We start from the raw sequence: 23680 nt of genomic DNA, 5'->3' as shown, positions 1-23680 counted from the left end.
CACCACCTCCGGGCGGTCGGCCTGCGTGCGGGTCTCCGGTGATCTGGTCTACGAGACCGTGGACGCGATGGTCGAGGCCGCCGTCCAGCTCCTCATCCGCCAGCCCAACCTCGCTGACCTGCATCTCGACCTGGCCGAACTCGTCTTCTGCGATTCCGCAGGCCTGTCCGGCCTGCTGCTGGTCCACCGCCGAAGCGCTCAGGCCGGTGTGCTCCTGCACCTCGACCATCGACCGCGATTCCTCGACCGCATCCTGGACGTCACCGGCACGTTCGAGCACCTCGTCACCGCGTCCGTCTCGGATGCGGGCGGCCAGAACGCCCCGGGAGAAACCGGGGTTCGCTGACCCCTCGGCCGCCGGGGCGAGAGCCCGTAGGCTGGAACGCGACCGATGGCACCCGACGGATTTCTCCGGCACTCTGCGACGCGCACCTTCCGCGACCGCCGCGAGGCCGGTCGCGCGCTGGCCGAGCAGCTGGTGTCCTACCGCGACAGGGACGACGTGCTGGTGTTCGGGCTCGCCCGCGGCGGCGTGCCGGTGGCGTGGGAGATCGCCGCCGCGCTGCACGCCCCGCTGGATGTGTTCCTGGTCCGCAAGCTCGGGGTGCCGCGGTGGTCGGAGCTCGCGATGGGCGCGTTGGCCAGCGGCGGCGTCGTCATGAACGACGACGTGGTTTCGAGCCTGCAGATCAGCGACGAGCAGGTCCGTGAGGTAATCCGAAGCGAGACAACCGAACTCGCCCGCCGTGAGCGCGCGTACCGGGGCGATCGCGCGCCGTCCGACCCCCGCGGCCAGGTGGTGATCCTGGTCGACGACGGCATCGCGACCGGGGCCAGCATGCTGGCCGCCGTCCGGGCGGTGCGAGCCGCGGGCCCGAGATCGATCGTCGTCGCGGTGCCGGTGGGACCGCGGTCGACCTGCCGTGAGCTCACCCTCGAGGCGGACGAGGTGGTCTGCGTGACGATGCCGCCCGGATTCGAAGCGGTCGGCCAGGTGTACGACGACTTCCATCAGGTGAGCGACGACGAGGTGCGCGAGACACTCGCCACGCCCACCTGCTGACTGTTACTTGGCGGCCTCGTCGCCGCGGCCCTCCGCGGCCACCGCCGACTGTTCGGTCGCCTCCGCCGATGGCGGCGCGCCGGCTTCCGCCGGCGCTTCGTGGGCGCCCTCGTCGGGCGCTTCCTCGGTTGCTTCCTCGGGGTAGTCGACGGCCTCATCCTCGTGTTGCTCCGTGGCGCCCGCGTCGCGGCGCTGCCGCTCCTGCAACGCGTCGATGATCAACAGGACCACGCCGAGCACGCTGGCGCCGATGCACACCCAGGCCACCAACTCGTTGCTCGTGACGACGGCGAACACCAACGCGACGAGCCCGACCAGGGCCAGCACCAGCGCAATGATCAGCATCGGTCATCCTCCAAGCGGCGAGCGGGAGAGCCAGTTCGTGTGCAGGTCTAGTGTGCCGACCGCGCAGCTGGGCGAGTGTCCGGCACGCCTGTGAGGCTAGTTGTTACCCCGATTGAATTGGTCGAACCCGCCGGCGTCGGCACTGGAGTCGACGGGCGCCGCCGATCCACGCTGGCCGAGCTCCTCCAGCTGCGATTCCAGGTAGGTCTTGAGCCGGGTCCGGTATTCGCGTTCGAAGGTACGCAGCTGCTCGAGCCGGCCTTCCAGGACGGTGCGCTGCTGGTTGATCGTTCCCATGATCTCGGAGTGCTTGCGCTCGGCGTCGGCCTGCAGGGCGTCGGCCTTCTCCTGCGCCTGGCGCAGCTGGGTCTCGGAACGGGTTTGGGCGTCGGCGAGCATCGCGTCGGCGCGCTGCCGGGCCTCGGTGACCGTGGTCTCGGCCGTCTGGCGGGCCTCGGAGAGGATCTGGTCGGCGTTGGCGCGGGCATCGGCCAGCATCTTGTCCGACTCCGCCTTGGCCGTGCTGGTCAGCCGGTCGGCGGTGTCCTGGGCCAGGCTGAGCACCCGAGCCGCCTTCATGGCCTGTTCCTCGTTGCTCGACGAGGACGCGGCAGGCGCGGCCACCGGCGCCGCCTTGGGGGCCGGCTCCGGCTCGGGGACGGGAATCGCCTGAGTGGGGGCGGCCGCGGCGGCTGGGGCGGCGCTCGCGCCGCCGCCGGAGGCCAGCTCCTGGTCCAGCTCCTCGATCCGCTGACGCAGATCGCTGTTCTCTTCGATGAGCCGCGTCAGCTCGGCTTCCACCAGATCGAGGAAGGCGTCGACCTCGTCTTCGTTGTACCCCCGCTTGCCGATCGGTGGCTTACTGAACGCCACATTGTGGACGTCGGCTGGTGTAAGCGGCATTGTTTCGTCCCCTCAAGTTCCTGTCTAACGTTCTGGAAAGTGTAGAACGCAGTGGTAGCCGTCGTGCAACTGCCGTCCATCCTGTCACACCAGGCGCGACCGTTGCTGTTTAGGCCAATAAATAAGAACCAATTTCAAACGCTCAGGGCAATAAAATCCGAAACCTTAGAATTTTTAAATCGCAGCCACCAAACCGAGGCGAAAACGTGGCCGAACCGTCTCCGGGCACCGAAGCCGGCCCGCGGACAGGGACCGAAACGGCCCGGAGACAAGGCGCCGGAGACAAGGCGCCGGAGGCAGGGCGCCGGAGGCAGGGCGCCGGAGACAAGGTTAGGCCGCGGCGCCGAAGGCGAGCTGCATGCCGATGAACGCGACCAGCAGCAGCACCATGATGGACAGGTCGAAGCGGACCGCCCCGATGGTGAGCTGAGGGATCAGCCGGCGCAGCAACTTCACCGGCGGATCGGTGATCGACATGATGATCTCGAGGATCACCACGGTGATGCCGGTGGGATGCCAGTCGCGGCTGAACGATCGGATGAACTCGACGACGACCCGGGCGATGAGCAGCAGCCAGAAGATGAACAGCGCAAACCCAAGGATCTGAAAGAACAGCACCAACTGAAGAGCCCCGACCTTACCGATGAGATGTCATGCGCCGCAGGCATGCGCGGCGCCTGCCAGCGTACCGACTCCGGGCCCTCGACCACATCTCAGCTCGCCCGGCCAGCGAAGGCGGCGGCCGACCGCCGCCGCCGAGCCGGGTTTATTGGTAAGCGTAGAAGCCGGTTTCGGCGATCCGGCGACGCTCCTCCGGGGACACGTCGACGTCGGCGGGCGACAGCAGGAACACCTTGGTGGCCACCTTGTCGAAGGAGCCGCGCAACGCGAAGGCCAGGCCCGCCGCGAAGTCGACGAGCCGCTTCGCGTCGGCGTTGTCCATCGACACCAGGTCCATGATGACGGGGGTGCCGTCGCGGAACCGCTCGCCGATGGTGCGGGCCTCGCTGTAGTCCTTGGGCCGCAGCGTGGTGATCTTGGAGAGCGGGTGGCCCTCCTCGAACATCATCGCCATCCGGCGCGGGTCCATCGCCAGCGCGCCGCGGGTCGAATTGCGCAGCCAGGACCCGAAGCGCGGCCTGCCCATCTCGGGCCGCTCGAACTCGCGGGGGTGGACGGCGCCGTACCGCGACTCCTCCGCGTAACCGCCGCGGTAGCCGCCAGGCGGCGGGTAGTCCGCGGGCTCGCGCGGGTCGTCGTAGTCGCGCCCCTCGTAGCGGCCGTACCCGTCGTCGAAACGGGGGCGCGGGAATCCGCGGGAGGGCGCGTGGTCGTCGTAATACTCGTCGTCGTAGTCGTCCATCGGGGCCATACCGAAATAGGCCTTGACTTTGTGCAGTGTGCTCATTGCGTTGACCCCTTCTAGCCCCTGATGCTTGGTGTCAGTGATGAAGATGTGACTACAGTGACTTAATACGGTGACGGTAGCGGCCGCGGGCCCAATAGCGCGGTACCGACACGCACACATGTCGAACCGTGTTTGACGGCAATTTCGAAATCGTCGGACATGCCGGCGGACAGTCCGACGGCGTTGGGATGCGATTCCAGCACGCGCAGATGCTCCGTTCGCAGGCGCCCGAAGGCCGCGTCAGGGTCCGAGCCCAGCGGCGGGATGGCCATCAGCCCGGCCAGTTCCAGGTGTTTTGACTCCTCGGCCTGCGCGCAAAGCTGGTCGACCGCGCCCGGCAGCGAGATGTCGACGCCGCCCCGCGACTCGTCGCCGTCAAGGCTGATCTGGACGTAGATCCGCATCGGATCGGCGCGGCGGCCCTCCGCCAGGGCGGCCGAGACGCCCCGATCGAGGGCGCTGACCAATTGCGAGCTGTCCACCGAGTGAGCGGTATGCGCCCAGCGGGCGACCGAGCGGGCCTTGTTCCGCTGGATGTGGCCCACCATGTGCCAGCGCATGGCCGGGACGTCCACCCGCGATAAGAGTTTGGTGACTTCGCTCACTTTTTCCGATGCTTCCTGATCCCGCGATTCGCCAACGGCCCGGCAACCCAAACGCGACAAAGTCACCACATCGGTTGCTGGGAAGAATTTGGTAATCGGCAGCAGTTCGATTTCACCGACATTGCGACCCGCCGCTTCGGCGGCCGCCGCAAGGCGCGAGCGCACCGCCGCTAATGCGTGGGTCAATTCCGTTTCGCGGTCACCCCCCGCAGGCATGTCCACCGCCATCGCGGTCACTCCATCCACACCAGGGAGGCCAGCCGGCCGGTGGGCGCGTCCCGGCGGTGGCTGAACAACGTCGGGTCGTCGACCGTGCACCGCGGGTCGATGTCGATGGCCCTCACACCCAAATCCGTTAACTGGCAAGCGATTCCGGCCCGAAGATCGAGGCCGGGGGTGCCCGCCGAGGTGGTGGTGCGGCTGCCGGGCAGCGCGGCCTCCACCTCGTCGGCCATGGCCGCGGGCACCTCGTAGTTGCGGCCGCTGACCGCCGGGCCCAGCAGGGCCGAGATGTCCTCGGGGCGCGCGCCCAGCTCGACCATCGCCTCCACGGTGCGGGCCACCACCCCGCGCTGGGCGCCGACGCGGCCTGCGTGCACGGCCGCGGCCACTCCGGCGCGCGCGTCGGCGAGCAACACCGGCACGCAGTCGGCCGTCACCACCGCCAGAGCCAGCCGCGCGGTGCCGGTCACCAGCGCGTCGGTGTTCTCGACCGCGCCGCCCCGTGGCCGGTCGACCACCTCCACCCGGTCACCGTGGACCTGGTCCATCCACACGACGCGCTCGGGCTTGAGCCCGATGGCGGCGGCCAGCCGGTTGCGGTTGGCGGCCACCGCCGCCGGATCGTCGCCGACGTGGTCGCCCAGGTTGAAGGTGTCGAACGGTGGACCCGAGACACCACCGGCGCGGGTGGTGGTCACCCGCCGGATGCGCACGCTCACTTCTTCAGTATCCGGAGCCCCCCGGCTGCCAGCGGGCAGCGCCATCCTGCCCGTGCTTTTCGTGGCCGGTTTGTCGCGCACTGGCAAGCAGATCGAGACCCTCAGCGGCGCATGAACGGCGGCACGTCGACGTCGTCGTCGTCGCCACCGATATTCAGCGTGGCGCCGTTGGTGTGAACCGGGACGCTGACCGCGTCGACGGGTTCAAACAGTGTCGAGGTGAGCTTGCCGGCCTTCGCCGATTCGATGCGGTGCGCGCCGCCTTTTTCGGCGGCGCTGTCCCCGGTGACCGGTCTGCGACCGGGACCGGTCGCGCTGAAGCCCGCGGCGATGACGGTGACGCGCACCTCGTCGCCGAGGGAGTCGTCGATGACGGTCCCGAAGATGATGTTGGCGTCCTGGTGGGCGGCGTCCTGCACCAGCGAGGCGGCCTCGTTGATCTCGAACAGGCCCAGGTCGCTGCCGCCGGCGATCGACATCAGCACGCCCTGGGCGCCCTCCATGGACTGCTCCAGCAGGGGTGAATTGATCGCGATCTCGGCGGCCTTGAGCGACCGGCCCTCGCCGCGGGCCGAGCCGATGCCCATCAGCGCGGTCCCCGCGCCGGACATGATGCCCTTGACGTCGGCGAAGTCGACGTTGATCAGGCCCGGCGTGGTGATCAGGTCGGTGATGCCCTGCACGCCGTTGAGGAGCACCTCATCGGCGCTGCGGAAAGCGTCCATCAGGGACACCGCGGCGTCGCCCATCTGCAGCAACCGGTCGTTGGGGATGACGATCAGGGTGTCGCAGCTTTCCCGCAGCGTGTTGATGCCGCCTTCGGCCTGCGAACCGCGCCGCTTGCCCTCGAAGGAGAACGGCCGGGTGACCACGCCGACGGTCAGCGCGCCCAGCTTGCGGGCGATGCTGGCGACGACGGGCGCGCCGCCGGTGCCCGTGCCGCCGCCCTCGCCGGCGGTCACGAACACCATGTCCGCGCCACGCAGCAGCTCCTCGATCTCGTCCTTGGCGTCCTCGGCGGCCTTGCGGCCGACCTCCGGGTCGGCCCCGGCGCCGAGCCCGCGGGTGGAGTCGCGGCCGACGTCGAGCTTGACGTCGGCATCGCTCATCAACAGCGCCTGCGCATCGGTGTTGATCGCGATGAACTCCACGCCCTTGAGGCCCTGTTCGATCATCCGGTTGACGGCGTTGACGCCGCCACCACCGATACCCACAACCTTGATGACGGCCAGGTAGTTATGCGGGGGGGTCATCATCTCGTCTTCCTCCCTGGTGGGGATTCGGTTTCTCCGGTCACTCACGGTCCCCCTGGCAAACCCTCAACCTCAACCATAGAGTTAGAGTTATGTCAAGTAGTTCCGCGCAACCAGAACGGTATGGGCATGGCGCGCCCTAACCCCGCAGGCGCGCCGACGCGCGGCTCGCAAATTTTTTCTGTTACGACCGTCACACGCCGCGCTTGACCGGCGTCGCTACTTCACCGTCGGCAGGTCGGGGCTCGACACGTCGTAGGTCCGTCCGGGCTGGGTCAGCAGCGCGGCCAGCTTCTCGGCCTTCTCGTCGGTGCGATCGGTCGTCCCCCAGATGACGACCCGGCCATCGCCCAGCGTCAGCGTGATCGAGGCGACCGAGGGGGCCGCGACCCGGCCCACCTGGCCCGCGACCTCGGGTCGCAGCGCGGTCAGCACCTGCAGCGCGGCCTTGGTCGCCGGGTCGTTGGGGCCCGGGTTGGCGACGTCGAGGTACGGCAGCGCCGGCGGCGGCGGCCCGGTCGCGAAGTCGACGCCGTCGCGGTCGAACAGGTGCGGGCCGTCGGGAAAGTCCTTCACCGCCACCGCGATTCGCTCGACGATGGTGATGCGCAGCGCGGACGGGTACTGGCGCTGCACCCGGGCGCTGGCCACCCGCCGGATGGCGGCCACCCGGTCGGCGACCTGGTTGGTGTTGATCTGCAGCAGCGGCGTGCCCGGCCGCACCCGGGCGGCGTCCAACACCTCTTCCCGGGTCACCACCCCGGTGCCGACGACGACGATGTTGCGGGCCGACATCGCGGGGGTGAAGTACAGGATCAGCGCGAGCCCGATCCCGAGGGCGACCAGCAGCACCGTCACCAACAGCATCTTCAGGCCGCGGACCACACCCCGGGCCACGGGTTTGGGCTCGTCGGCCGCGCGGCCGGTGGCCCGGCGTTTGGCCTCCCGGCGGGCCTCTTCGATGGCGGTGGCGCGTGCCTGCGCCGCGCGGCGCTCGGCTCTTTCCCGGCGCGCCCGTCGGCGCGGCCCCTCGAATTCCTCGTCCTCCGTGGGCTTCTCGACGTCGGGCCCCGCGGCGAAGATCGGTTCGGTGATCGCGCCGTCCGCCGAACCGGAGGCCGATTCGCCGGCGACACCCACGGGGTCGTCCGGCTGGGTCATCGCGGCACTCCCGGCCGGCCGGGCGCGCTGCGGTTGTCCCGGATCCGCAGCTCGGTGACGATCTCCGGCCCGAGCAGGGTCACGTCGCCCGCGCCCATCGTGACGATGACGTCGCCCGGGCCGGCAGCCGCGGCCACCTGCTCGGCGACCGCGGAGAAGTCCGGCAGGTAGCGCACGGGCACGCTGACGTGCTCGGCGACGCTGGCGCCGCTGACCCCGGCCAGCGGTTGTTCGCGGGCGCCGTACACGTCGAGGACGAACACCTCGTCGGCGGCGTCCAGCGCGCGACCGAATTCCGCGGCGAATTCCTTTGTGCGCGAATATAAGTGAGGCTGAAAAACCACGAGGCTGCGGCCGCCGGAGCTCTGCTCGAGGACCGTGCGGACGGCGGCCAGCGTCGCGCTGATCTCGGTGGGATGGTGGGCGTAGTCGTCGAAGACGCGCACCGACCCGGAGTTGCCGACCAGTTCGAACCGCCGGCGGACTCCCTCGAAACCGGCCAGCCCGTCCAGCACCGCGTCCGCCGGGGCGCCGATCTCGAGCGCGGCGAGCAGGGCGCCCAGCGCGTTGAGCGCCATGTGCCGACCGGGCACCGACAGCCGCATCACGCGGGGATGCTGTTCGCCCGCCAGCTGGACGTGGGCGACCGCCTCGGTGCCCTGCTGCTCCCAGGACAGCAGGGTGGCGGCCTGGTCCACGCCCGGGTCGGATCCATAACGCAGCACCCGGATTCCCAGCTCGGCCGTGCGGTCCGCCAGCGCGGCCGCGCCCGGATCGTCGACGCACACCACCAACGCCCCACCCGGGGCCAGCCGCTCCACGAAGGCGTCGAACACCCCGACGTAGGCGTCGGCGCTGCCGTAGAAATCCAGGTGATCGGTCTCGATGTTGGTGACCACGGCGACGTTCGGCGTGTATTCCAGCAGCGAGCCGTCGCTCTCGTCGGCCTCCGCCACGAAGCAGTCACCGCTGCCGTGATGCGCGTTGGTGCCGGCCTCCCCCATCTCACCGCCGACCGCGAACGACGGGTCGCGCCCGCAGTGCTGCAGCGCCACGATCAACATCGACGTCGTCGTCGTCTTGCCGTGCGTGCCGGTGACCATCAGCGTGGTGCGCCCGTCCATCAGCTTGGCCAGCACCGCCGGGCGCAGGATGATCGGAATGCCCCGCCGGCGGGCCTCGACGAGCTCGGGGTTGGTCTTCGGAATGGCGGCGTGGGTGGTGATGACCGCCGTCGGGCCGCCCGGCAGCAGGTCGAGCGACGACGCGTCGTGGCCGATGCGGATCGAGGCGCCCCGGGCGCGCAGGGCGTGCACGCCGCGGGACTCCTTGGCATCGGACCCCGAGACCAGCGCGCCGCGGTCCAGCAGGATGCGAGCGATGCCCGACATGCCGGCTCCGCCGATGCCCACCATGTGCACCCGCTGCAGCTCGGGCGGCAGCTGTTCGGCGTTCACCGCCGCCCTCCCGCGGCTGCCTTCCTGGCGATGTCCAGCGCCGCCTGCGCCACCTGGCGCGCCGCGTCGGGGTGCCCGACCCGCGCGGCGGCCGTCGTCATAGCCGCCAACCGGGGCGGGTCGTTGAGCAGGGCGGACACCTCGCGGGCCACCAGTTCCGGCGTCAGCGCGGCGTCGGCGACCACCATGCCGCCCCCGCCGTTGACCACCGGCAGCGCGTTGAGCCGCTGTTCGCCGTTGCCGATCGGCAGCGGCACGTAGATGGCCGGCAACCCGACCGCCGAGACCTCGGCGACGGTCATGGCGCCGGACCGGCAGATCGCCAGGTCGGCGGCGGCGTAGGCCAGGTCCATCCGGTCGAGGTAGGGCACCGCGACGTACGGCGGATCGCCCGGTTGGCTCTCCCGCAGGTCGAGGGTGTTCTTCGGCCCGTGCGCGTGCAGCACCGACACGCCCGCGGCCGCCAGGTCGGCGGCGGCGCCGGACACGGCCCGGTTGAGCGACACGGCCCCCTGCGAACCGCCGAACACCAGCAACACCCGCGCGTCCTCGGCGAAGCCGAAATGCCTGCGCGCCTCGGCGCGCAGCGCCGCGCGGTCCAGCGACGTGATGGCCGCCCGCACCGGCACCCCCACCACCTCGGCGCGCGGCAAACCGCAGTCGGGAACCGCGGACAGCACCCGGTCGGCGCCGCGGGCGCCGACGCGGTTGGCCAGGCCGGCGCTGGCGTTCGCTTCGTGGATCAGCACCGGGACGCGGCGCCGACGGCTGAGGCCGCGGGGAATCCCGCGGGCGGCGAGGTAGGCCGGCAGCGCCACGTACCCACCGAAACCGATGATGACGTCGGCGTCCACCGCGTCGAGCACCGCGCGGGTCTCGCGGACCGCGCGCCACACCCGCGGGGGCAGCCGCGCGAGGTCGCCGCTGGGCTTGCGCGGCAGCGGCACCGGCGTGATCAGCTCGAGGTGGTAGCCGCGCTGGGGCACCAGCCTGGTCTCCAGCCCGCGGTGGGTGCCGAGCGCGGTGATGCGCACCTGCGGATCGAGTGCGCTGAGCGCGTCGGCCACCGCCATCGCGGGCTCGACGTGGCCCGCGGTGCCCCCGCCGGCCAGCACGACCGACAGGGGTTTAAATGCCGACAACGCGGCACCGGCGGGCTGGGGACTTGTCCCCCGCCCGCCGGTCGGCTTGCTGACCGTGTCGTTCACCCGTAACGCTGACCTTCCAGTGCGCGTGCGCGCCGTGCCTGACGCTGGCCGGCCCCGCGAGTGGCGGAGCGCTGGCCAGATCCATGATGCACCGCCCTGCGCGCCGGCCGTGCGGCTGTGCGGGAGAACGCCGGCCGCAGCGGTTCCTGGGCCGTGCGGGCGGGCTTGCGCGCGCCGTTGCGCGGCGGGCTTCCCTTGCCCGGTTGCTTGCCGCCGCGCTTGCGGTCGCGGAACGATTCCAGCCGCGTCGGCACGTACGGCTGCGGCAGCGGCAGCCGCAGGAAGCGGTTCACCTTGTCGTCACGGCCGGCGCGCAGCGCGGCCACCGCCTCCGGTTCGTGACGGGCCGCGTTGGCCATGATGCCGATCATGAAAAGCGTTGCAGCCGTGGAAGTTCCACCCGCTGAGATGAGCGGCAGCTGGATGCCGGTGACCGGCAGGATCCCGATCACGTAACCGATGTTGATGAACGCCTGGCCCAGCACCCACATCGTCGTCGTGGCGGTCAGGAGCCGCAGGAAGGGGTCGGCCGACCGGCGGGCGATGCGCATCCCGGTGTAGGCGAACAACCCGAAGAGCACCAGCAGCCCGAACGCGCCGACGAAGCCCAGCTCCTCGCCGATGATCGCGAAGATGAAGTCGTTGTGGGCGTTGGGCAGGTAGTTCCACTTCGCGACGCCCTGGCCCAGTCCGTCGCCGAAGATCCCCCCGTGGGCCAGGGCGAACTTCGCCTGGCGGGCCTGGTAGCCGGTGTCCATGGGGTCGTTCTCGGGGTTCATCCAGGACTTCACCCGGTCCGAGCGGTAACCCGCGGACATGGCCAGGACCGCGCCCGCCATGAACACGGCCAGCAGCGAGGTGGCGAAGACGCGCAGCGGCAGCCCGGCGTACCACAACAACGCCAGCAGGATGATGCCCAGCGACACCGTCTGCCCCAGGTCAGGCTGGGCGACGATCAGCGCCAGCGCGATGACCGCCGCCGGCACCAGCGGGATCAGCATCTCGCGCAGCGAGGCGCGCTCCAGGCGGCGTGCCGCCAGCAGGTGCGCGCCCCAGATGGCGAAGGCGATCTTCGCCAACTCCGAGGGCTGCATCGAGAAGCCGGCGATGACGAACCACTTCCGGGACCCGTTGGCCAGGTTGCCGATGCCGGGCACCAGCACGAGCACCAGCAGGATGACGGTGACGACGTAGCCGGTGAAGGCGACGCGGCGGATGAACCGGACCGACATGCGCAGCGAGGCGTAGCAGGCGATCAGGCCGATCACCGTCCACAGCACCTGCTTGCCGAAGATCACCCAGGCCGACCCGTCGGCGTCGTAGGACCGCACGCCCGAGGCCGACAGCACCATGATCAAACCGAGCGTCGTCAGCAGCCCGGCCACGGCGATGATCAGGTGGAACGAGGTCATGGGCCGGCTCAGCCAGGCGCCGAACCGGTTACGCCCCTCGCCTCCCGCCTGCGGCTTCGTGGACGGCCTGGCCTCCGAGCTGCCTGCGGCGCTGACGGGGCCGGTCGCCGCGTCGTCGTCGGCGTCCGGCTGCTCCGGCGCGGCGGCGTCGGTGGCCTTGGTGGCGCCGGCCTCTGCAATGTCCTTGCCCCGGCGTCTGAGCCGGGCCAGCGGGTTACCCATTCCCGCCCTACCGGGTGGCCGCGCGGACGGCGGCGGCGAAGGCGTCGCCACGGTCGGCGTACCCGGTGAACTGGTCAAACGAGGCGCCCGCGGGTGCCAGCAGCACCGTGTCGCCGGGCCGGGCCAGGTCGCGGGCCGCGGCCACCGCCGCGGTCATGACGGAAGTGCCCAGATCGTCGCCGGAATATTTCACTTCTGTCACATTTGCACCAACAACCACAGCCGTCGCATTCATATCAGCATCCTCGCCTGTCACAACCTGGACGACGGGGACATCCGGCGCGTGTCGCGATAACGCCTCTGCAACCTCTTGCCGATCCCGGCCGATCAGCACGGCCCCGACCAGGCGGGAGGCCATCCGGGCGACCTCGGCGTCCACCGACGCGCCCTTGAGCAATCCGCCCGCCACCCACACCACGCGGGGGTAGGCGAGCACGGACGCCTCGGCGGCGTGCGGATTGGTGGCCTTGGAGTCGTCGACGTAGGTGATGCCGTCGGCCACCGCGACCACCTCCGCCCGGTGCCGGCCCACCCGGAAGGACGCGACCGCCTCCGCGATCGCCTCGGCGGGCACGTCGACGCTGCGGGCCAGCGCGGCCGCGGCCAGGGCGTCGAGGACGCCGACGGGCCCGGGCACCGGGATCGAGTCGACCGGCAGGAGCGCGAGGTCGTCGGCGAAGGCGCGGTCGACCAGCCGGCCGTCGCGCACGCCGAGTTCGCCCACCGCCGGCTCGCCGAGCCGGAAGCCGACGCGCACCGGCGCCGCGGCGGTGCCCAGCAACGCCGCGGCGCGGGCGTCGTCGAGCCCCACCACCGCCACCCGGCCGCCCAGCACGCGCGCCTTGGCCGCCGTGTAGTCGGCCATGGTCGAATGCCAATCCAGGTGGTCCTCCGCGATGTTGAGCACGACGCCCGCCTCGGGCCGCACCGAGGGCGCCCAGTGCAGCTGAAAGCTGGACAGCTCAACGGCCAGCAGGTCGGCCGGCTGCTCGAGCACGTCGAGCACCGGGTCGCCGATATTGCCGCACAGCACGCTGCGCCGGCCCGCGGCGGTCAGCATGGCATGCAGCATCGACGTCGTGGTCGTCTTGCCGTTCGTGCCGGTCACCACCAGCCAGCGGCGCGGTGGCCCGTAGTAACCCGCCGTGTCCAGCCGCCAGGCCAGCTCCACGTCGCCCCAGATCGGCACGCCCTCCGTCGCGGCGGCGGCCAGCAGCGGCGTGTCCGGCGAGAACCCGGGGCTGGTGACCACCAGGGCGTACTGCGCAAGGCGCTCCGCGGACGTCGACGTCGTCATCGTCGCCACGCCGCTCTCGGCGTAGCGCCGCAACGTGGCCGGGTCGTCGTCGCACAGGGTCGGCACCGCGCCGAACCGGATCAGCGCGGACAGCACCGCCTTGCCGGTCACCCCGCCGCCGGCCACCAGCACCGGCGCGCCCGGCACCAGAGGCTCGAGTCCGGGCACGTCAGGCACCGATCGCGCCCAGCCACTCACCGTAGAAGAGGGCCACGCCCAGCCCACACGTGATCGCCGTGAGCAGCCAGAAGCGAATGATCACCGTGGTTTCGGCCCAGCCCGCCAACTCGAAATGGTGGTGGAACGGCGCCATCCGGAACACCCGGCGACCGGTGGTGCGAAACGCCAGGATCTGCAGCACCACCGAGGTGACCTCGGCGACGAACAGCGACCCCAGCACGACGGCGAGGATCTCGGTGCGGCTGGTGACCGACAGGCCCGCGATGATGCCACCCAGCGCCAGCGAGCCGGTGTCCCCCATGAAAATCTTTGCGGGAGCGGCGTTCCACCACAGGAAGCCGATGCAGGCGCCCGCGGTGGCGGCCGCGACGAGCGCCAGGTCCAGCGGGTCGCGCACGTTGTAGCAGCCCAGGCCCGGCGCCGTCACGCACGCGTTGCGGTACTGCCAGAAGGTGATCAACACGTAGGCGGCGGTGACCATGGCCATGCACCCGGCGGCCAGGCCGTCCAGACCGTCGGTGAAATTGACCGCGTTGGACCACGCGCTGACGACGACCACGCAGAACAACACGAACAGCGCCGGAGTCAAAGTGACGGTGGCGATTTCGCGTACATAGGACAGGTCCGAGCTGGCCGGTGTCAATCCGCTGCCGTTGCGGAACTGCAAGACCAGCACGCCGAACAGCACCGCGGCGGCCACCTGCCCAATGGTCTTGGCCGTCTTGTTCAACCCGAGGTTGCGCGACCGGCGGACCTTGATCAGGTCGTCGAGGAAGCCGACGCCGCCGAGCGCGGTCGCCAGGCCCAGCACCAGCAGGCCCGACGCGGAGACGCCCTCGCCGTCGAACGCCAGCCCGGCCAGGTGGGTCCCGAGGTAGCCCGCCCAGATGCCGGCGAGGATCGCCACGCCGCCCATCGACGGCGTGCCGCGCTTCGAATGATGGCTGGGCGGCCCGTCCTCGCGGGTGTGATGGCCGAAACCCTGCCTGGTGAACAGGCGAATCAGCGCCGGCGTCAACAGGATTGACACCGCGAGCGCGATCGCGACGGCGATCAGGATCTGCCTCACGAGCCGGTCCCCCCGTCGCCCGATGGTGACGACCCGCTTCGCCCGGCTTCGCCGCCCTCGCGATCGACGCCCGATGGTGACGACCCGCTTCGCCCGGCTTCGCCGCCCTCGCGATCGTCACCAGCCAGGGCGTCGGCCAGCGCTCCCAGCCCCGCCGCGTTGGAGGCCTTGACCAGGACCACGTCGCCGGGCTGCAGCTCGGCCCGCAACAGCGCCAGCGCCGCGTCGGCATCGGCCACGTTGACCGCCTCAGCTCCCCACGAGCCCTCCATGACCGCTCCGTGGTGCATGGCGCTCATCGACCTCCCACTTCCCACGACGACGAGTCGAGACACATCTAAGCGCACCGCCAGGCGGCCGATGCGATCGTGTTCGGCCACCGCGTCGTCGCCGAGCTCGGCCATTTCGCCCAGCACCGCCCAGCTCCTGCGCTTCTCGCCTGCGCGGTGGGCGATCCAGGCCAGCGCCTGCAGGCCGGCCCGCATCGAGTCGGGGTTGGCGTTGTAGGCGTCGTCGATCACCGTCACCCCGTCCGCCCGGGTGGTCACGTGCATCCGGTGCCGCGACACCGGCCCCGCCTGCGCCAGCGCGGCGGCGACCTGGTCGACGGTCGCGCCGCACTCCAGCGCGACCGCGGCGGCACACAGCGCGTTGGTGACCTGATGGTCGCCGAACACGCCGAGCTCAACCGCGACCGCGCTGTCCATCGCGTGCAGGGTAAAGCGCGGCCTGGCCAGTTCGTCCAGCGACACTCCGTCCGCCCAGACGTCGCTGGGACCCGCGTCGGTGCGGCTGGACCGGCTGACCCACACCACCCTCGCCCCGGTGACGCGGGCCATCGACGCCACCACCGGGTCGTCGGCGTTGAGGATGACCACACCGGACGGCGGAACCGATTGCGGCAGTTCGGATTTGGTCCGCGCGATGGCCTCCCGTGAGCCGAACTCGCCCAGGTGGGCGGTGCCGACGTTGAGCACCACCCCGATCGCGGGCGGGGCGATCTCGGCCAGCGCGGCGATGTTGCCGGGATGGCGGGCCGACATCTCGAGCACCAGGTAGTCGGTGTCCCGCGTCGCGCGCAGCACCGTCCAGGGGTGGCCCAGCTCGTTGTTGAACGACCCGGGCGGGGCGATGACCTCGCCCAGCGGCTCGAGCACGGTCTTGACGAGGTCTTTGGTCGACGTCTTCCCCGACGAACCCGTGATGCCGATGATGGTCAGGCCGCCGGCCACCAGCTCGGCGGCCACCGCCTTGGCCAGCCTGGCCAGCGCGGCGAGCACGGCCGCGCCCGAGCCGTCGGTGTCGTGTTCGAGCACCCCGGCCAGGCCGCCGCCGCGGCTCGCCCGCTGCGGGGGCACCACGATCGCCGGCACCCCCACCGGCCGGGCGGCCAGCACGGCCACCGCGCCGGCCGCCGCCGCCGCCCGCGCGTAGTCATGCCCATCGGCGTGCGCCCCCGGCAGCGCGAGGAACAACCCGCCGGGACCCACTGCGCGCGAATCGAATTCGACGGTTCCGGTGACGCGGAGCTCGGCGGCGGCCCGCGGTGAGATGTCGGCCAGCGTGCCGCCCACCAGCTCGGCGATCTGCGCGACGGTGAGGTCGATCATGACCGAGTCTCACGGGGCCGACGGGCCCGCAACGCCTCGGACAGCTCCACCCGGTCGTCGAACGGACGGGTTTCGCCGGCGGCGCGCTGCCCGGTCTCGTGCCCCTTGCCGGCGACCAGCACCACGTCGCCCGGTTGCGCCCAGGCGACGGCGTGCCGGATGGCCGCGCGCCGGTCCCCGATCTCGACGACCTCGGCCGCACCACCGCTTTCGGTCGCACCGGACAGTATCTCGCGGCGGATGGCGGCGGGGTCCTCGCCGCGGGGGTTGTCATCGGTGACGACGACCAGGTCGGCCAGCTCAGCGGCGGTCGCGCCCATCGGCGCCCGCTTGCCCGGGTCGCGCTCGCCGCCGGCGCCGAACACCACCGCCAGCCGGCGACCCGGCCGCGCCAGGGTGGTCAGCACCGCGCGCAGCGCGCCGGGCTTGTGGGCGTAGTCGACCAGCGCGAGGAAATCCTGGCCACCGTCGATGTCTTCCATGCGCCCGGGCACCCGGGTCTCCAGCAGTCCCGGCGCCGCTTGCTCGGGAGACACCCCCACCGCGTCCAGAAGCGCAAGCGCCACAAGGCAATTGGCGACGTTGTAATGCCCCGGCAACCGGATGCCGACCCGGTGGCGCACGCCGGTGGGGTCGATCGCGGTGAACTGCTGTCCCCCCGCACCCATCGGCATCACGTCCATGGCGCGCCAGTGCGCGGGCTCGCCGGCGGCGCTGACGGTGATGGCATCCCCGGCCCGCGCCGCCATGGCGCGCCCGGCTTCGTCGTCGACGCAGACCACCACCCGCCGGGCCCGCAACGGTGACGCGGGGTCGAACAGCTTCGCCTTGGCCTCGAAGTAGTCGGCCATGGTGGGGTGAAAGTCGAGGTGGTCCCGCGACAGGTTGGTGAAGCCGCCCACCGCGAAGCCGGTGCCGTCCACCCGGCCGAGCGCGAGCGCGTGGCTCGAGACCTCCATGACCACGGTGTCCACCCCGCGCTCGGCCATCGCCGCGAACATGGCCTGCAGCGCGGGCGCCTCCGGCGTGGTCAGCGCGCTCGGGACGTCGGCGCCGTCGATCCGGATGCCGATCGTGCCGATCAGCCCGGCCTTGCGGCCCCCGGCGCGCAGCCCGGATTCGACCAGATACGTCGTGGTGGTCTTGCCCGAGGTTCCGGTGATCCCGATGACCGTCGTACGCTCCGATGGGTTCCCGTACACCGTGGCGGCCAGGGCGCCGAGGACCCCGCGGGGCGCCGGATGCACCAGCGTCGGGACGGTCGAGGCCGACGCACCCATCTCCGCGACGCCGGCGGCGTCGGTGAGGACCGCGACGGCGCCGCGTTCGATCGCCTCGGGGGCGTACCGCGCCCCGTGGGTCGAGGCGCCCGTCAGCGCGGCGAACAGGTCGCCGGGCCGCACGTCCTGGGCGCGCAGCGTGACGCCGGTGACGGGCACGTCGGGCACCGCCGCGCCCCGGTCCGCGGGCACCGCCCCGACCTGGGCCGCCAGCGCGGGCAGGCGCGCGCCCGCCACGGCGCTGGGGCGCAAATCAGTGGGCACGGCACACCTCCCGTCCACGCACGTGGTCCTCATGATCGGCCATGACACCCTACCGAGAGGCGCCTGCCAGCCAGGTGGGCTCATCGATCGAGTGTGCGTTGAGGGCGGGATTTCGGCCCGAATCCCGCCCTGGACGCACACCCGACGTCACTGCACGACAGATCGGCCGGCGGTTTCCGGTTGGCTACGTCGCCTGCAGGGTCAGCGGCGGACCCGGGTCCGGCGACAGCGGCACGTTCTCCCGCTGCATGAGCCAGCCGGCGATGTTGTGGAACAACGGGGCCGCCGAGTGGCCCGGCGTACCGTCGGCGTTGCGATCCGGGTTGTTCATCATGATCCCGATGACATAGCGCGGGTTGTCGACGGTGGCCATGCCGGCGAAGGTTATCCAGTAGACGTTGTCGAAGTAGCAGCCGCAGGCCGGGTTGATCTGCTGAGCGGTGCCCGTCTTGCCGGCCATCTGGTAGCCGGTCACCGCGGCGGAGGGCCCGGTGCCCTGCTGGTAGCCCATCGGGTCGCGCTGCACGACGGCGCGCAGCATGTTGCGCACGGTTTGGGCCGTCTGCGGCGAAACCACCCGCACGCCCTCGGGACGCGCCTCCTCGGTCCGGGTGCCGTCGGGTGCGATGGTGGCCTTGACGATCCGCGGCGGGATGCGCACCCCATCGTTGGCGATCGTCTGATACATGCCGGCCATCTGCAGCAGCGTCATCGAAAGCCCTTGCCCGATGGGCAGGTTGGAGAAGGTGCTGCCCGACCATTGGTCGATCGGCGGCACCAGCCCGGCGCTCTCACCGGGCAGGCCCACGTTGGTGCGCTGCCCGAGCCCGAATTTGCGGACCATGTCGTAGAAGCGTTCCGGCCCGACGCGTTGCGCGAGCATCAAAGTGCCGACGTTGGAGGACTTTCCGAACACGCCGGTCGTGGTGTAGGGCATCACGCCGTGCTCCCACGCGTCGTGCACGTTCACGCCGCCCATGTTGATCGAGCCGGGCACCTGCAGCACCTCGTCGGGGTTGGACAGGCCGTACTCGATGACCGAGGACGCGGTGATGACCTTGTTCACCGAGCCCGGCTCGAACGGCGAGGACACCGCCAGGTTGCCCAGCTGCTTGTCGCCCTGGCGCCCGATGTCCTGGGACGGGTCGAAGGTGTTGTCGTTGGCCATCGCCAGAACCTCGCCGGTCTTCGAATCCAGCACGACTGCCGAAACATCATGTGCGCCGGACAGATTCTTGGCCTGCTGCACCTGCTGCTGCACGTAGAACTGGATGTCGTCGTCGAGCGTCAGCTGGACCATCGAGCCGTTGACCGCCCGGTGCCGGTTGCGGTAACTGCCGGGGATGACGACGCCGTCGGATCCCCGGTCGTAGGTGACCGAGCCATCGGTCCCCGACAGCACCGAGTCCAGCGACTCCTCCAGCCCCAGCAGCCCGTGGCCGTCCCAGTCAATGCCGCCGACGATGTTGGCCGCCAACGACCCGCCGGGGTACTGCCGCAGATCCTGCCGCTCCGAACCGACTTCGGGATACTTGTCGGAGATCGCGCTGGCGACCGCGGGGTCGACGGCGCGCGCCAGATAGACGAAGTTCTCGTCGCTCTGCAGCTTCTTCAACACGGTCGCGGAGTCGGGCTTGTTGCCCAGCCTGGTGGCGACCTCTTTGGCGATGTCCCGCAGCCGCTGCTGCGGGTCGGGGGCCGCCGAGTTCTTGCTCTTGGCCTCGTCGAGTTGTTTGCGAATCCTCTTGGGCTGGAACGTCAACGCGCGCGACTCGGTTGTGAACGCCAGCTGATCCTTGTTGCGGTCGACGATGCTGCCGCGCACGGCCTTCTCGACGTCGGTGACCTTGAGCTGGCTCGCCGCCTGGGCGCGCAGCGTCGGCGCGTTGGTCACCTGCAGGACGAACAGCTGGACCGCCGCCACCACGATCAGAAGCCCGATGGCCGCGTTCCCGGCCCGATGCCGGAACACGAACGACGCGCCGCGGCTGCCCGCCTGAACGAGCTTGCGGGTGCGCCGCTCCCGAGCGGAGTGCTCGGTCGCCGCGGCCTCCGGACGGTCGGCCGCGCGGCCCTGCTTGGCTTCCTTGGCTTTCCGGAATCGCTTCGGCTCCCGGACGTCCTGGGCCTGCTGTTGCTTCCCGCGGCGCTTCGGCTGGCGAACCCCCTTGGCTTCCTGCGCTTTACGGGGACCACGGCTCGGCTGCGACCGGCGGGCGCGCATGGAGTCGCCGCGGCTCACCGGGGCGCACCCGGCGTCACGGCGGGACCGGGAGCCACCGGCTGCGGCGCCAACACGGGGGCGGCGGGCACGACGGGAGCCACCGGCGGGGGAACCGCGGGGGCCCGTTGCACCGGCACCGGAACCTCAGCGGGCAGCGGTGCGGGCACCTGCCCGGGCGGCGGAATCGGCAAGCCGCCCAACGGCACCGGCACCTCGGCGGGCCCGGGAGCGGGCGCGATCACCGCAGGCGCGGGCAGCCCCGGCACCGGCACGCCCGGCACGGGCAGCGCACCCGGCACGGGCAGCGCAGCGGGCGCCTGCCCGGCTGCCGGTGCCCCCGGTATGCCCGGCGGTTGCGGCCCGGTCTGCGCCAGGTGCTGGCCTCCGAGCGTCGACGATCCGTCCGGTGCACGCAGCAGCGCCTCGGGACCGGACCGGGCCGGCGCGGGCGCCGCGGGGTCGGGCTGCAGCCGGACCGGGACCTCGGCGGGCGGCGCCGGCGGTGCGGGGGGCACCGGCGGGCCTTGGTCGGGAAGCTTGCTGTTCAACGGTGGTGGCGGCACCCCGTCAGCCGGCTTGGGCGTGCCGACGACCACCCAGTTCCCGGACGGGTCCTGGACCAGGTGCGCGGTGTCCCGCGTCGGGATCATGCCCTGTTTGCGGGCCGCCTCCGCCAGTGCCGGTGCGGATTCCGCCTCGCGCACATCACGTTCCAGCGCTTCTTTCTGCTGTTGCAGCAGCCGAGTCTTCTCGCGGGCGTGGCTCAATTTGTAGGAGCGCTCCGCGGAGTCCGTGGACAACCACAGGGTGAGACCCAGGCCGAGGCCCAGCGCGCCGATGACCAACACGACGAACGGGACCTTGGCCGCCAGGGTGCGGGGCCGCAGGTCGATCGAGGCCAGCCGGGTCGCCAGGCGCTCGCTCAGGCGTGGGCGAACGACCTTGGGCGCCTTGGCCTTCCGTGCCTTAGCCCGCGCCTTCGCCTGGCTCGTGCTCTTGGGCCGCGCGGGACGCTCGGCGGGCCGGGCGATGGGGCCGGTGAGCGGTCCGGATTTGGGCGCGCGGCTCTCCCGGGTGGGCGCCGCGCTCCGCCCCGGCCGGGTGCGGCGGGCCGAGCCGGGCTCGGCGGCCGAGCGCCTGCTGCGCCGGGCGGAACCGTCGCGCCCGCCGCGGCGATTCGGCGTCTCCCGCTTTGCTTTCATGCGTCGCCCTTTCCGGTTGCCTGCTGGACCCGTTGCACGGCGCGTAGTCGCACCGCGGCGCTGCGCGGATTGCGTTCGACCTCGGCGGCGTCCGCGCGTTCGGCGCCGTGCGTGAGCGACCGGAATCGCGGCTCGTGGCCGGGAAGCTCGACCGGCAGATCCACCGGCGTGCGGGACGCGACCGCTTCGGCGAACAACCGCTTGACGATCCGGTCCTCCAGGGACTGGTAGGCCAGCACCACCATGCGCCCGCCGACGGCGAGCGCGTCCAGCCCGGCCGGGATCGCGCTGCGCAAAGAGTCCAACTCGTCGTTGACCGCGATCCGCAGGGCCTGGAAGGTGCGCTTGGCCGGGTGGCCCCCGGTCCGCCGGGCCGGGGCCGGAATCGCTTGGTAGAGCAGGGCTACCAGCTCCGCGGTCGACGTGAAGGGTGCGCGGGCGCGCTGGCGCACGATCTGCGCGGCGATCCGGCGCGCGAACCGTTCCTCGCCGTAGCGGTGCAGGATGTCCGCCAGCGCGGCTTCGTCGTAGGTGTTGAGGATGTCGGCCGCCGTCAACGGCGACTCGGGATCCATCCGCATGTCCAGCGGCGCGTCCTGCGCGTAGGCGAAGCCCCGCTCGGCGCGGTCGAGCTGCATGGACGACACCCCGAGGTCGAACAGCATCCCGTCGAGCGATCCGACTGTGTCGTAACCGGATTCGGCCAGTGCCGCGGTGAGGCCGTCGTAGCGGCTGTGCACCAGCGTGACGCGGTCGGCGAATCGCGCCAACCGGTCGCCGGCGATTTCCAGCGCGCTGGGGTCGCGGTCGAGTCCGATCAACCGCAGCCCGGGCAGGTCGGTCAGGAACCGCTCGGCATGCCCGCCCGCGCCCAGGGTGGCATCGAGCAGGACGGCCCCCGACCCGTCGGCATGGTGACGGGTCAGCGCGGGGGTCAGCAGTTCGACGCAGCGCTGCAGCAGGACGGGTACGTGTCCGAAGTCGCCCGAATCGTCAGCCACCGCAACGCCTCCCCGGGTCCGGCGAGACGCCCCTGCATCGAGGTCCCTGTCCGAAGGCACGAACCTGGCGTTGGGGAAGTACGCCAGGGTCGGTTCGGGCAGAGGCCACGTTGCACGGGCGTGCGCCTCAGATGATGTCGCCGAGTGCTTCATCGCTGGCCGCGGAGAAGTTCTCTTCGTGGGTCTGCTGGTAGTCCTGCCAGGCTTGCGCATCCCAGATCTCGAGGTAGTCGACCGCTCCGATCACCACGCAATCCTTGGAGAGGTTCGCGTAGCGGCGGTGGTCAGCCGACAGTGTGATGCGGCCCTGCGCGTCGGGATGCTGCTCGTCGGTGCCGGCGGCGAGGTTGCGCAGGAACGCCCTGGCGTCGGGGTTGCTCCTCGACGCCTTGCTCGCCCGGCGCGCGAGCTGCTCGAATTCGCCCCGCGGGTAGACGGCGAGGCTGTGGTCCTGGCTCTTGGTGACCATCAACCCCCCTGCCAGCGCGTCGCGAAATTTGGCGGGCAACGTGAGCCGCCCTTTGTCGTCGAGTTTGGGCGTGTAGGTGCCGAGAAACACCGGCTCACCTCCCACTCGGGGTCACCCAAACACTGTGGCCACCATACCCCACAATCCCCCACTTCGCCCCATTCCGAGAGTGTCGTGGCGGACTTTTCCGGGTTATCCGCCACCCATGGGCGCACATGCCATCGCACCCGGACCCACCGGGCCCCGCCTCGCATTCCAGTAGAAGGTAGGAAACCGCAGCTCAAAGCCGCACAGGCCACGATGTGGGGCGAAGTGGAGGCACTCGGTGGGGCGCGGTGGGGCTCAACTCCTGCGCCAAAGCACGGTTGCGGCTCGATCCGGCCTCAAAACCGCATCACCGGCCCGGCGATACTCAGCCGAGCCGGATCAATCTGTGACGATGACGGCGCGCCCGGCTACGAAACAGACATGAAAAAGGGGGAGCCCGGTGGCTACCCCAGATTCGTTGGCGAGACCGCTAGTCGTCGAAGCGGCGGCGGAACCGGTCTTCCATGCGACTGGTGAACGAACCCCCGCCGCCCTTGTTGCGGCGCTGCCGCAGCGAGCCGGGCGCCGAGCCGGGGTGGTCGGGGCGGCCGGACAACCGTGGACCCGTGATGGCGAACACCACGCCACCGAACATCACGATGAACCCGAAGACGCTGAGAATCGGGAAGTTTCCGATCATGGTGGCCTTGAACGCCACCCCGGAAACCAGCATCGCGAGGCCGATCACGAACAGGGCCGCGCCCTGCAGGCGGCGGCGCGCGGTGGGCGCGCGCAACCCTCCGCCGCGGACGCTCGACGCGAACTTGGGATCTTCGGCGTAGAGAGCGCTCTCGATCTGATCGAGCATCCGCTGCTCATGATCGGAGAGTGGCATTCGTCCCTCCTTGCCGACAGTTGACGCGTATCTATCGATAACACGCGGATGCCCGTTGTAGGGCAACTAACTGAAATGATACGAGGTCAATCTGCGCCATACCACTGGTTCGGTGGCGATTCTATCCTGGCCCCGGCCGTGCCCCCGTCGGAGCCGGAACGGCCGTGCGCTACAACCGGCTTCC

Annotated in this window: 21 protein-coding genes and 1 pseudogene; 2 read left to right on the top strand and 20 right to left on the bottom strand. The window is 70.9% G+C overall.

The genetic code is table 11. From position 1 onward, the window contains the following. Positions 1-346 (top strand): STAS domain-containing protein (locus A9X03_RS03765; RefSeq protein ID WP_068259735.1); only part of this gene is annotated, 346 nt, incomplete at its 5' end. Between the two features lie 39 nt (positions 347-385). Beyond that, a pseudogene (locus A9X03_RS03760) lies at positions 386-1063 on the top strand (phosphoribosyltransferase); the annotation flags it as partial. A gap of 3 nt (positions 1064-1066) precedes the next feature. On the opposite strand, the gene A9X03_RS03755 reads toward A9X03_RS03760, so the two are convergent. The 20 genes from A9X03_RS03755 to A9X03_RS03660 all read right to left on the bottom strand — a co-directional run bounded on the left by A9X03_RS03755 (position 1067) and on the right by A9X03_RS03660 (position 23496). Beyond that, positions 1067-1408 carry a hypothetical protein gene (locus A9X03_RS03755; protein ID WP_068259726.1) on the bottom strand — a complete coding sequence of 114 codons (342 nt, stop codon included), beginning with the start codon at positions 1406-1408 and terminating at the stop codon, positions 1067-1069. Between the two features lie 96 nt (positions 1409-1504). Beyond that, on the bottom strand, positions 1505-2311 hold the full coding sequence (locus A9X03_RS03750) for a DivIVA domain-containing protein (RefSeq protein WP_067758604.1): 807 nt from the start codon (positions 2309-2311) through the stop codon (positions 1505-1507). A 330-nt stretch (positions 2312-2641) separates the two neighbouring features. After that, complete coding sequence (locus A9X03_RS03745; RefSeq protein WP_007170773.1) at positions 2642-2932, bottom strand: YggT family protein; 291 nt, start codon at positions 2930-2932, stop codon at positions 2642-2644. Between the two features lie 145 nt (positions 2933-3077). After that, positions 3078-3719: a cell division protein SepF gene (locus A9X03_RS03740; protein ID WP_067274456.1), complete on the bottom strand. Its 642-nt coding sequence runs from the start codon at positions 3717-3719 to the stop codon at positions 3078-3080. Positions 3720-3781: 62 nt separating this feature from the next. Beyond that, the gene (locus A9X03_RS03735) at positions 3782-4552 is read right to left on the bottom strand and encodes a YggS family pyridoxal phosphate-dependent enzyme (protein WP_067758685.1); all 771 of its coding nucleotides are present in this window, start codon (positions 4550-4552) and stop codon (positions 3782-3784) included. 5 nt (positions 4553-4557) lie between these two features. Then, positions 4558-5265, bottom strand: coding sequence for a peptidoglycan editing factor PgeF (pgeF, locus tag A9X03_RS03730; RefSeq protein ID WP_067758601.1), 708 nt, complete (start codon positions 5263-5265; stop codon positions 4558-4560). 101 nt (positions 5266-5366) lie between these two features. Beyond that, complete coding sequence (ftsZ, locus tag A9X03_RS03725) at positions 5367-6518, bottom strand: cell division protein FtsZ (RefSeq protein ID WP_067758682.1); 1152 nt, start codon at positions 6516-6518, stop codon at positions 5367-5369. Between the two features lie 219 nt (positions 6519-6737). Next, positions 6738-7679, bottom strand: a complete 942-nt coding sequence (locus A9X03_RS03720; protein ID WP_067758598.1) for a cell division protein FtsQ/DivIB — start codon at positions 7677-7679, stop codon at positions 6738-6740. Beyond that, entirely contained in the window at positions 7676-9136 is a 1461-nt protein-coding gene (murC, locus tag A9X03_RS03715; RefSeq protein WP_067758595.1) for a UDP-N-acetylmuramate--L-alanine ligase, read from the bottom strand. Before murC ends, A9X03_RS03720 begins: the two co-directional genes overlap by 4 nt. Next, a complete protein-coding gene (murG, locus tag A9X03_RS03710; RefSeq protein WP_067758591.1) occupies positions 9133-10344 on the bottom strand; it encodes an undecaprenyldiphospho-muramoylpentapeptide beta-N-acetylglucosaminyltransferase in 1212 nt (403 codons plus the stop codon). Before murG ends, murC begins: the two co-directional genes overlap by 4 nt. Beyond that, complete coding sequence (gene ftsW, locus A9X03_RS03705; RefSeq protein ID WP_067758588.1) at positions 10341-11978, bottom strand: putative lipid II flippase FtsW; 1638 nt, start codon at positions 11976-11978, stop codon at positions 10341-10343. Before ftsW ends, murG begins: the two co-directional genes overlap by 4 nt. A gap of 7 nt (positions 11979-11985) precedes the next feature. Next, positions 11986-13443 carry a UDP-N-acetylmuramoyl-L-alanine--D-glutamate ligase gene (murD, locus tag A9X03_RS03700; protein ID WP_369830991.1) on the bottom strand — a complete coding sequence of 486 codons (1458 nt, stop codon included), beginning with the start codon at positions 13441-13443 and terminating at the stop codon, positions 11986-11988. Position 13444: 1 nt separating this feature from the next. Then, positions 13445-14524, bottom strand: a complete 1080-nt coding sequence (mraY, locus tag A9X03_RS03695; RefSeq protein WP_067758585.1) for a phospho-N-acetylmuramoyl-pentapeptide-transferase — start codon at positions 14522-14524, stop codon at positions 13445-13447. Then, positions 14521-16134 carry a UDP-N-acetylmuramoyl-tripeptide--D-alanyl-D-alanine ligase gene (murF, locus tag A9X03_RS03690; RefSeq protein ID WP_082950338.1) on the bottom strand — a complete coding sequence of 538 codons (1614 nt, stop codon included), beginning with the start codon at positions 16132-16134 and terminating at the stop codon, positions 14521-14523. The genes mraY and murF overlap by 4 nt, the downstream gene beginning before the upstream one ends. Continuing rightward, positions 16131-17711, bottom strand: coding sequence for a UDP-N-acetylmuramoyl-L-alanyl-D-glutamate--2,6-diaminopimelate ligase (locus tag A9X03_RS03685; protein WP_067758677.1), 1581 nt, complete (start codon positions 17709-17711; stop codon positions 16131-16133). Before A9X03_RS03685 ends, murF begins: the two co-directional genes overlap by 4 nt. A 151-nt stretch (positions 17712-17862) precedes the next feature. After that, the gene (locus A9X03_RS03680; RefSeq protein WP_156670197.1) at positions 17863-19902 is read right to left on the bottom strand and encodes a penicillin-binding protein 2; all 2040 of its coding nucleotides are present in this window, start codon (positions 19900-19902) and stop codon (positions 17863-17865) included. A gap of 14 nt (positions 19903-19916) precedes the next feature. Further along, complete coding sequence (locus A9X03_RS03675) at positions 19917-21104, bottom strand: hypothetical protein (RefSeq protein WP_067758576.1); 1188 nt, start codon at positions 21102-21104, stop codon at positions 19917-19919. Next, entirely contained in the window at positions 21101-22258 is a 1158-nt protein-coding gene (rsmH, locus tag A9X03_RS03670) for a 16S rRNA (cytosine(1402)-N(4))-methyltransferase RsmH (protein ID WP_156675691.1), read from the bottom strand. Before rsmH ends, A9X03_RS03675 begins: the two co-directional genes overlap by 4 nt. Further along, positions 22233-22664 (bottom strand): division/cell wall cluster transcriptional repressor MraZ, encoded by a 432-nt coding sequence (mraZ, locus tag A9X03_RS03665; protein ID WP_007170790.1) that lies wholly within the window; start codon positions 22662-22664, stop codon positions 22233-22235. The genes rsmH and mraZ overlap by 26 nt, the downstream gene beginning before the upstream one ends. A gap of 427 nt (positions 22665-23091) precedes the next feature. Continuing rightward, positions 23092-23496 (bottom strand): DUF3040 domain-containing protein, encoded by a 405-nt coding sequence (locus A9X03_RS03660; protein WP_067274495.1) that lies wholly within the window; start codon positions 23494-23496, stop codon positions 23092-23094. Between the last annotated feature and the right edge of the window lie 184 nt (positions 23497-23680).

The sequence above is a fragment of the Mycobacterium sp. E1715 genome, assembly GCF_001667625.1.
Lineage (GTDB): Bacteria > Actinomycetota > Actinomycetes > Mycobacteriales > Mycobacteriaceae > Mycobacterium.
Note: the sequence above shows the minus strand (reverse complement) of the source record. Positions and strands in the feature narration are given on the sequence as shown.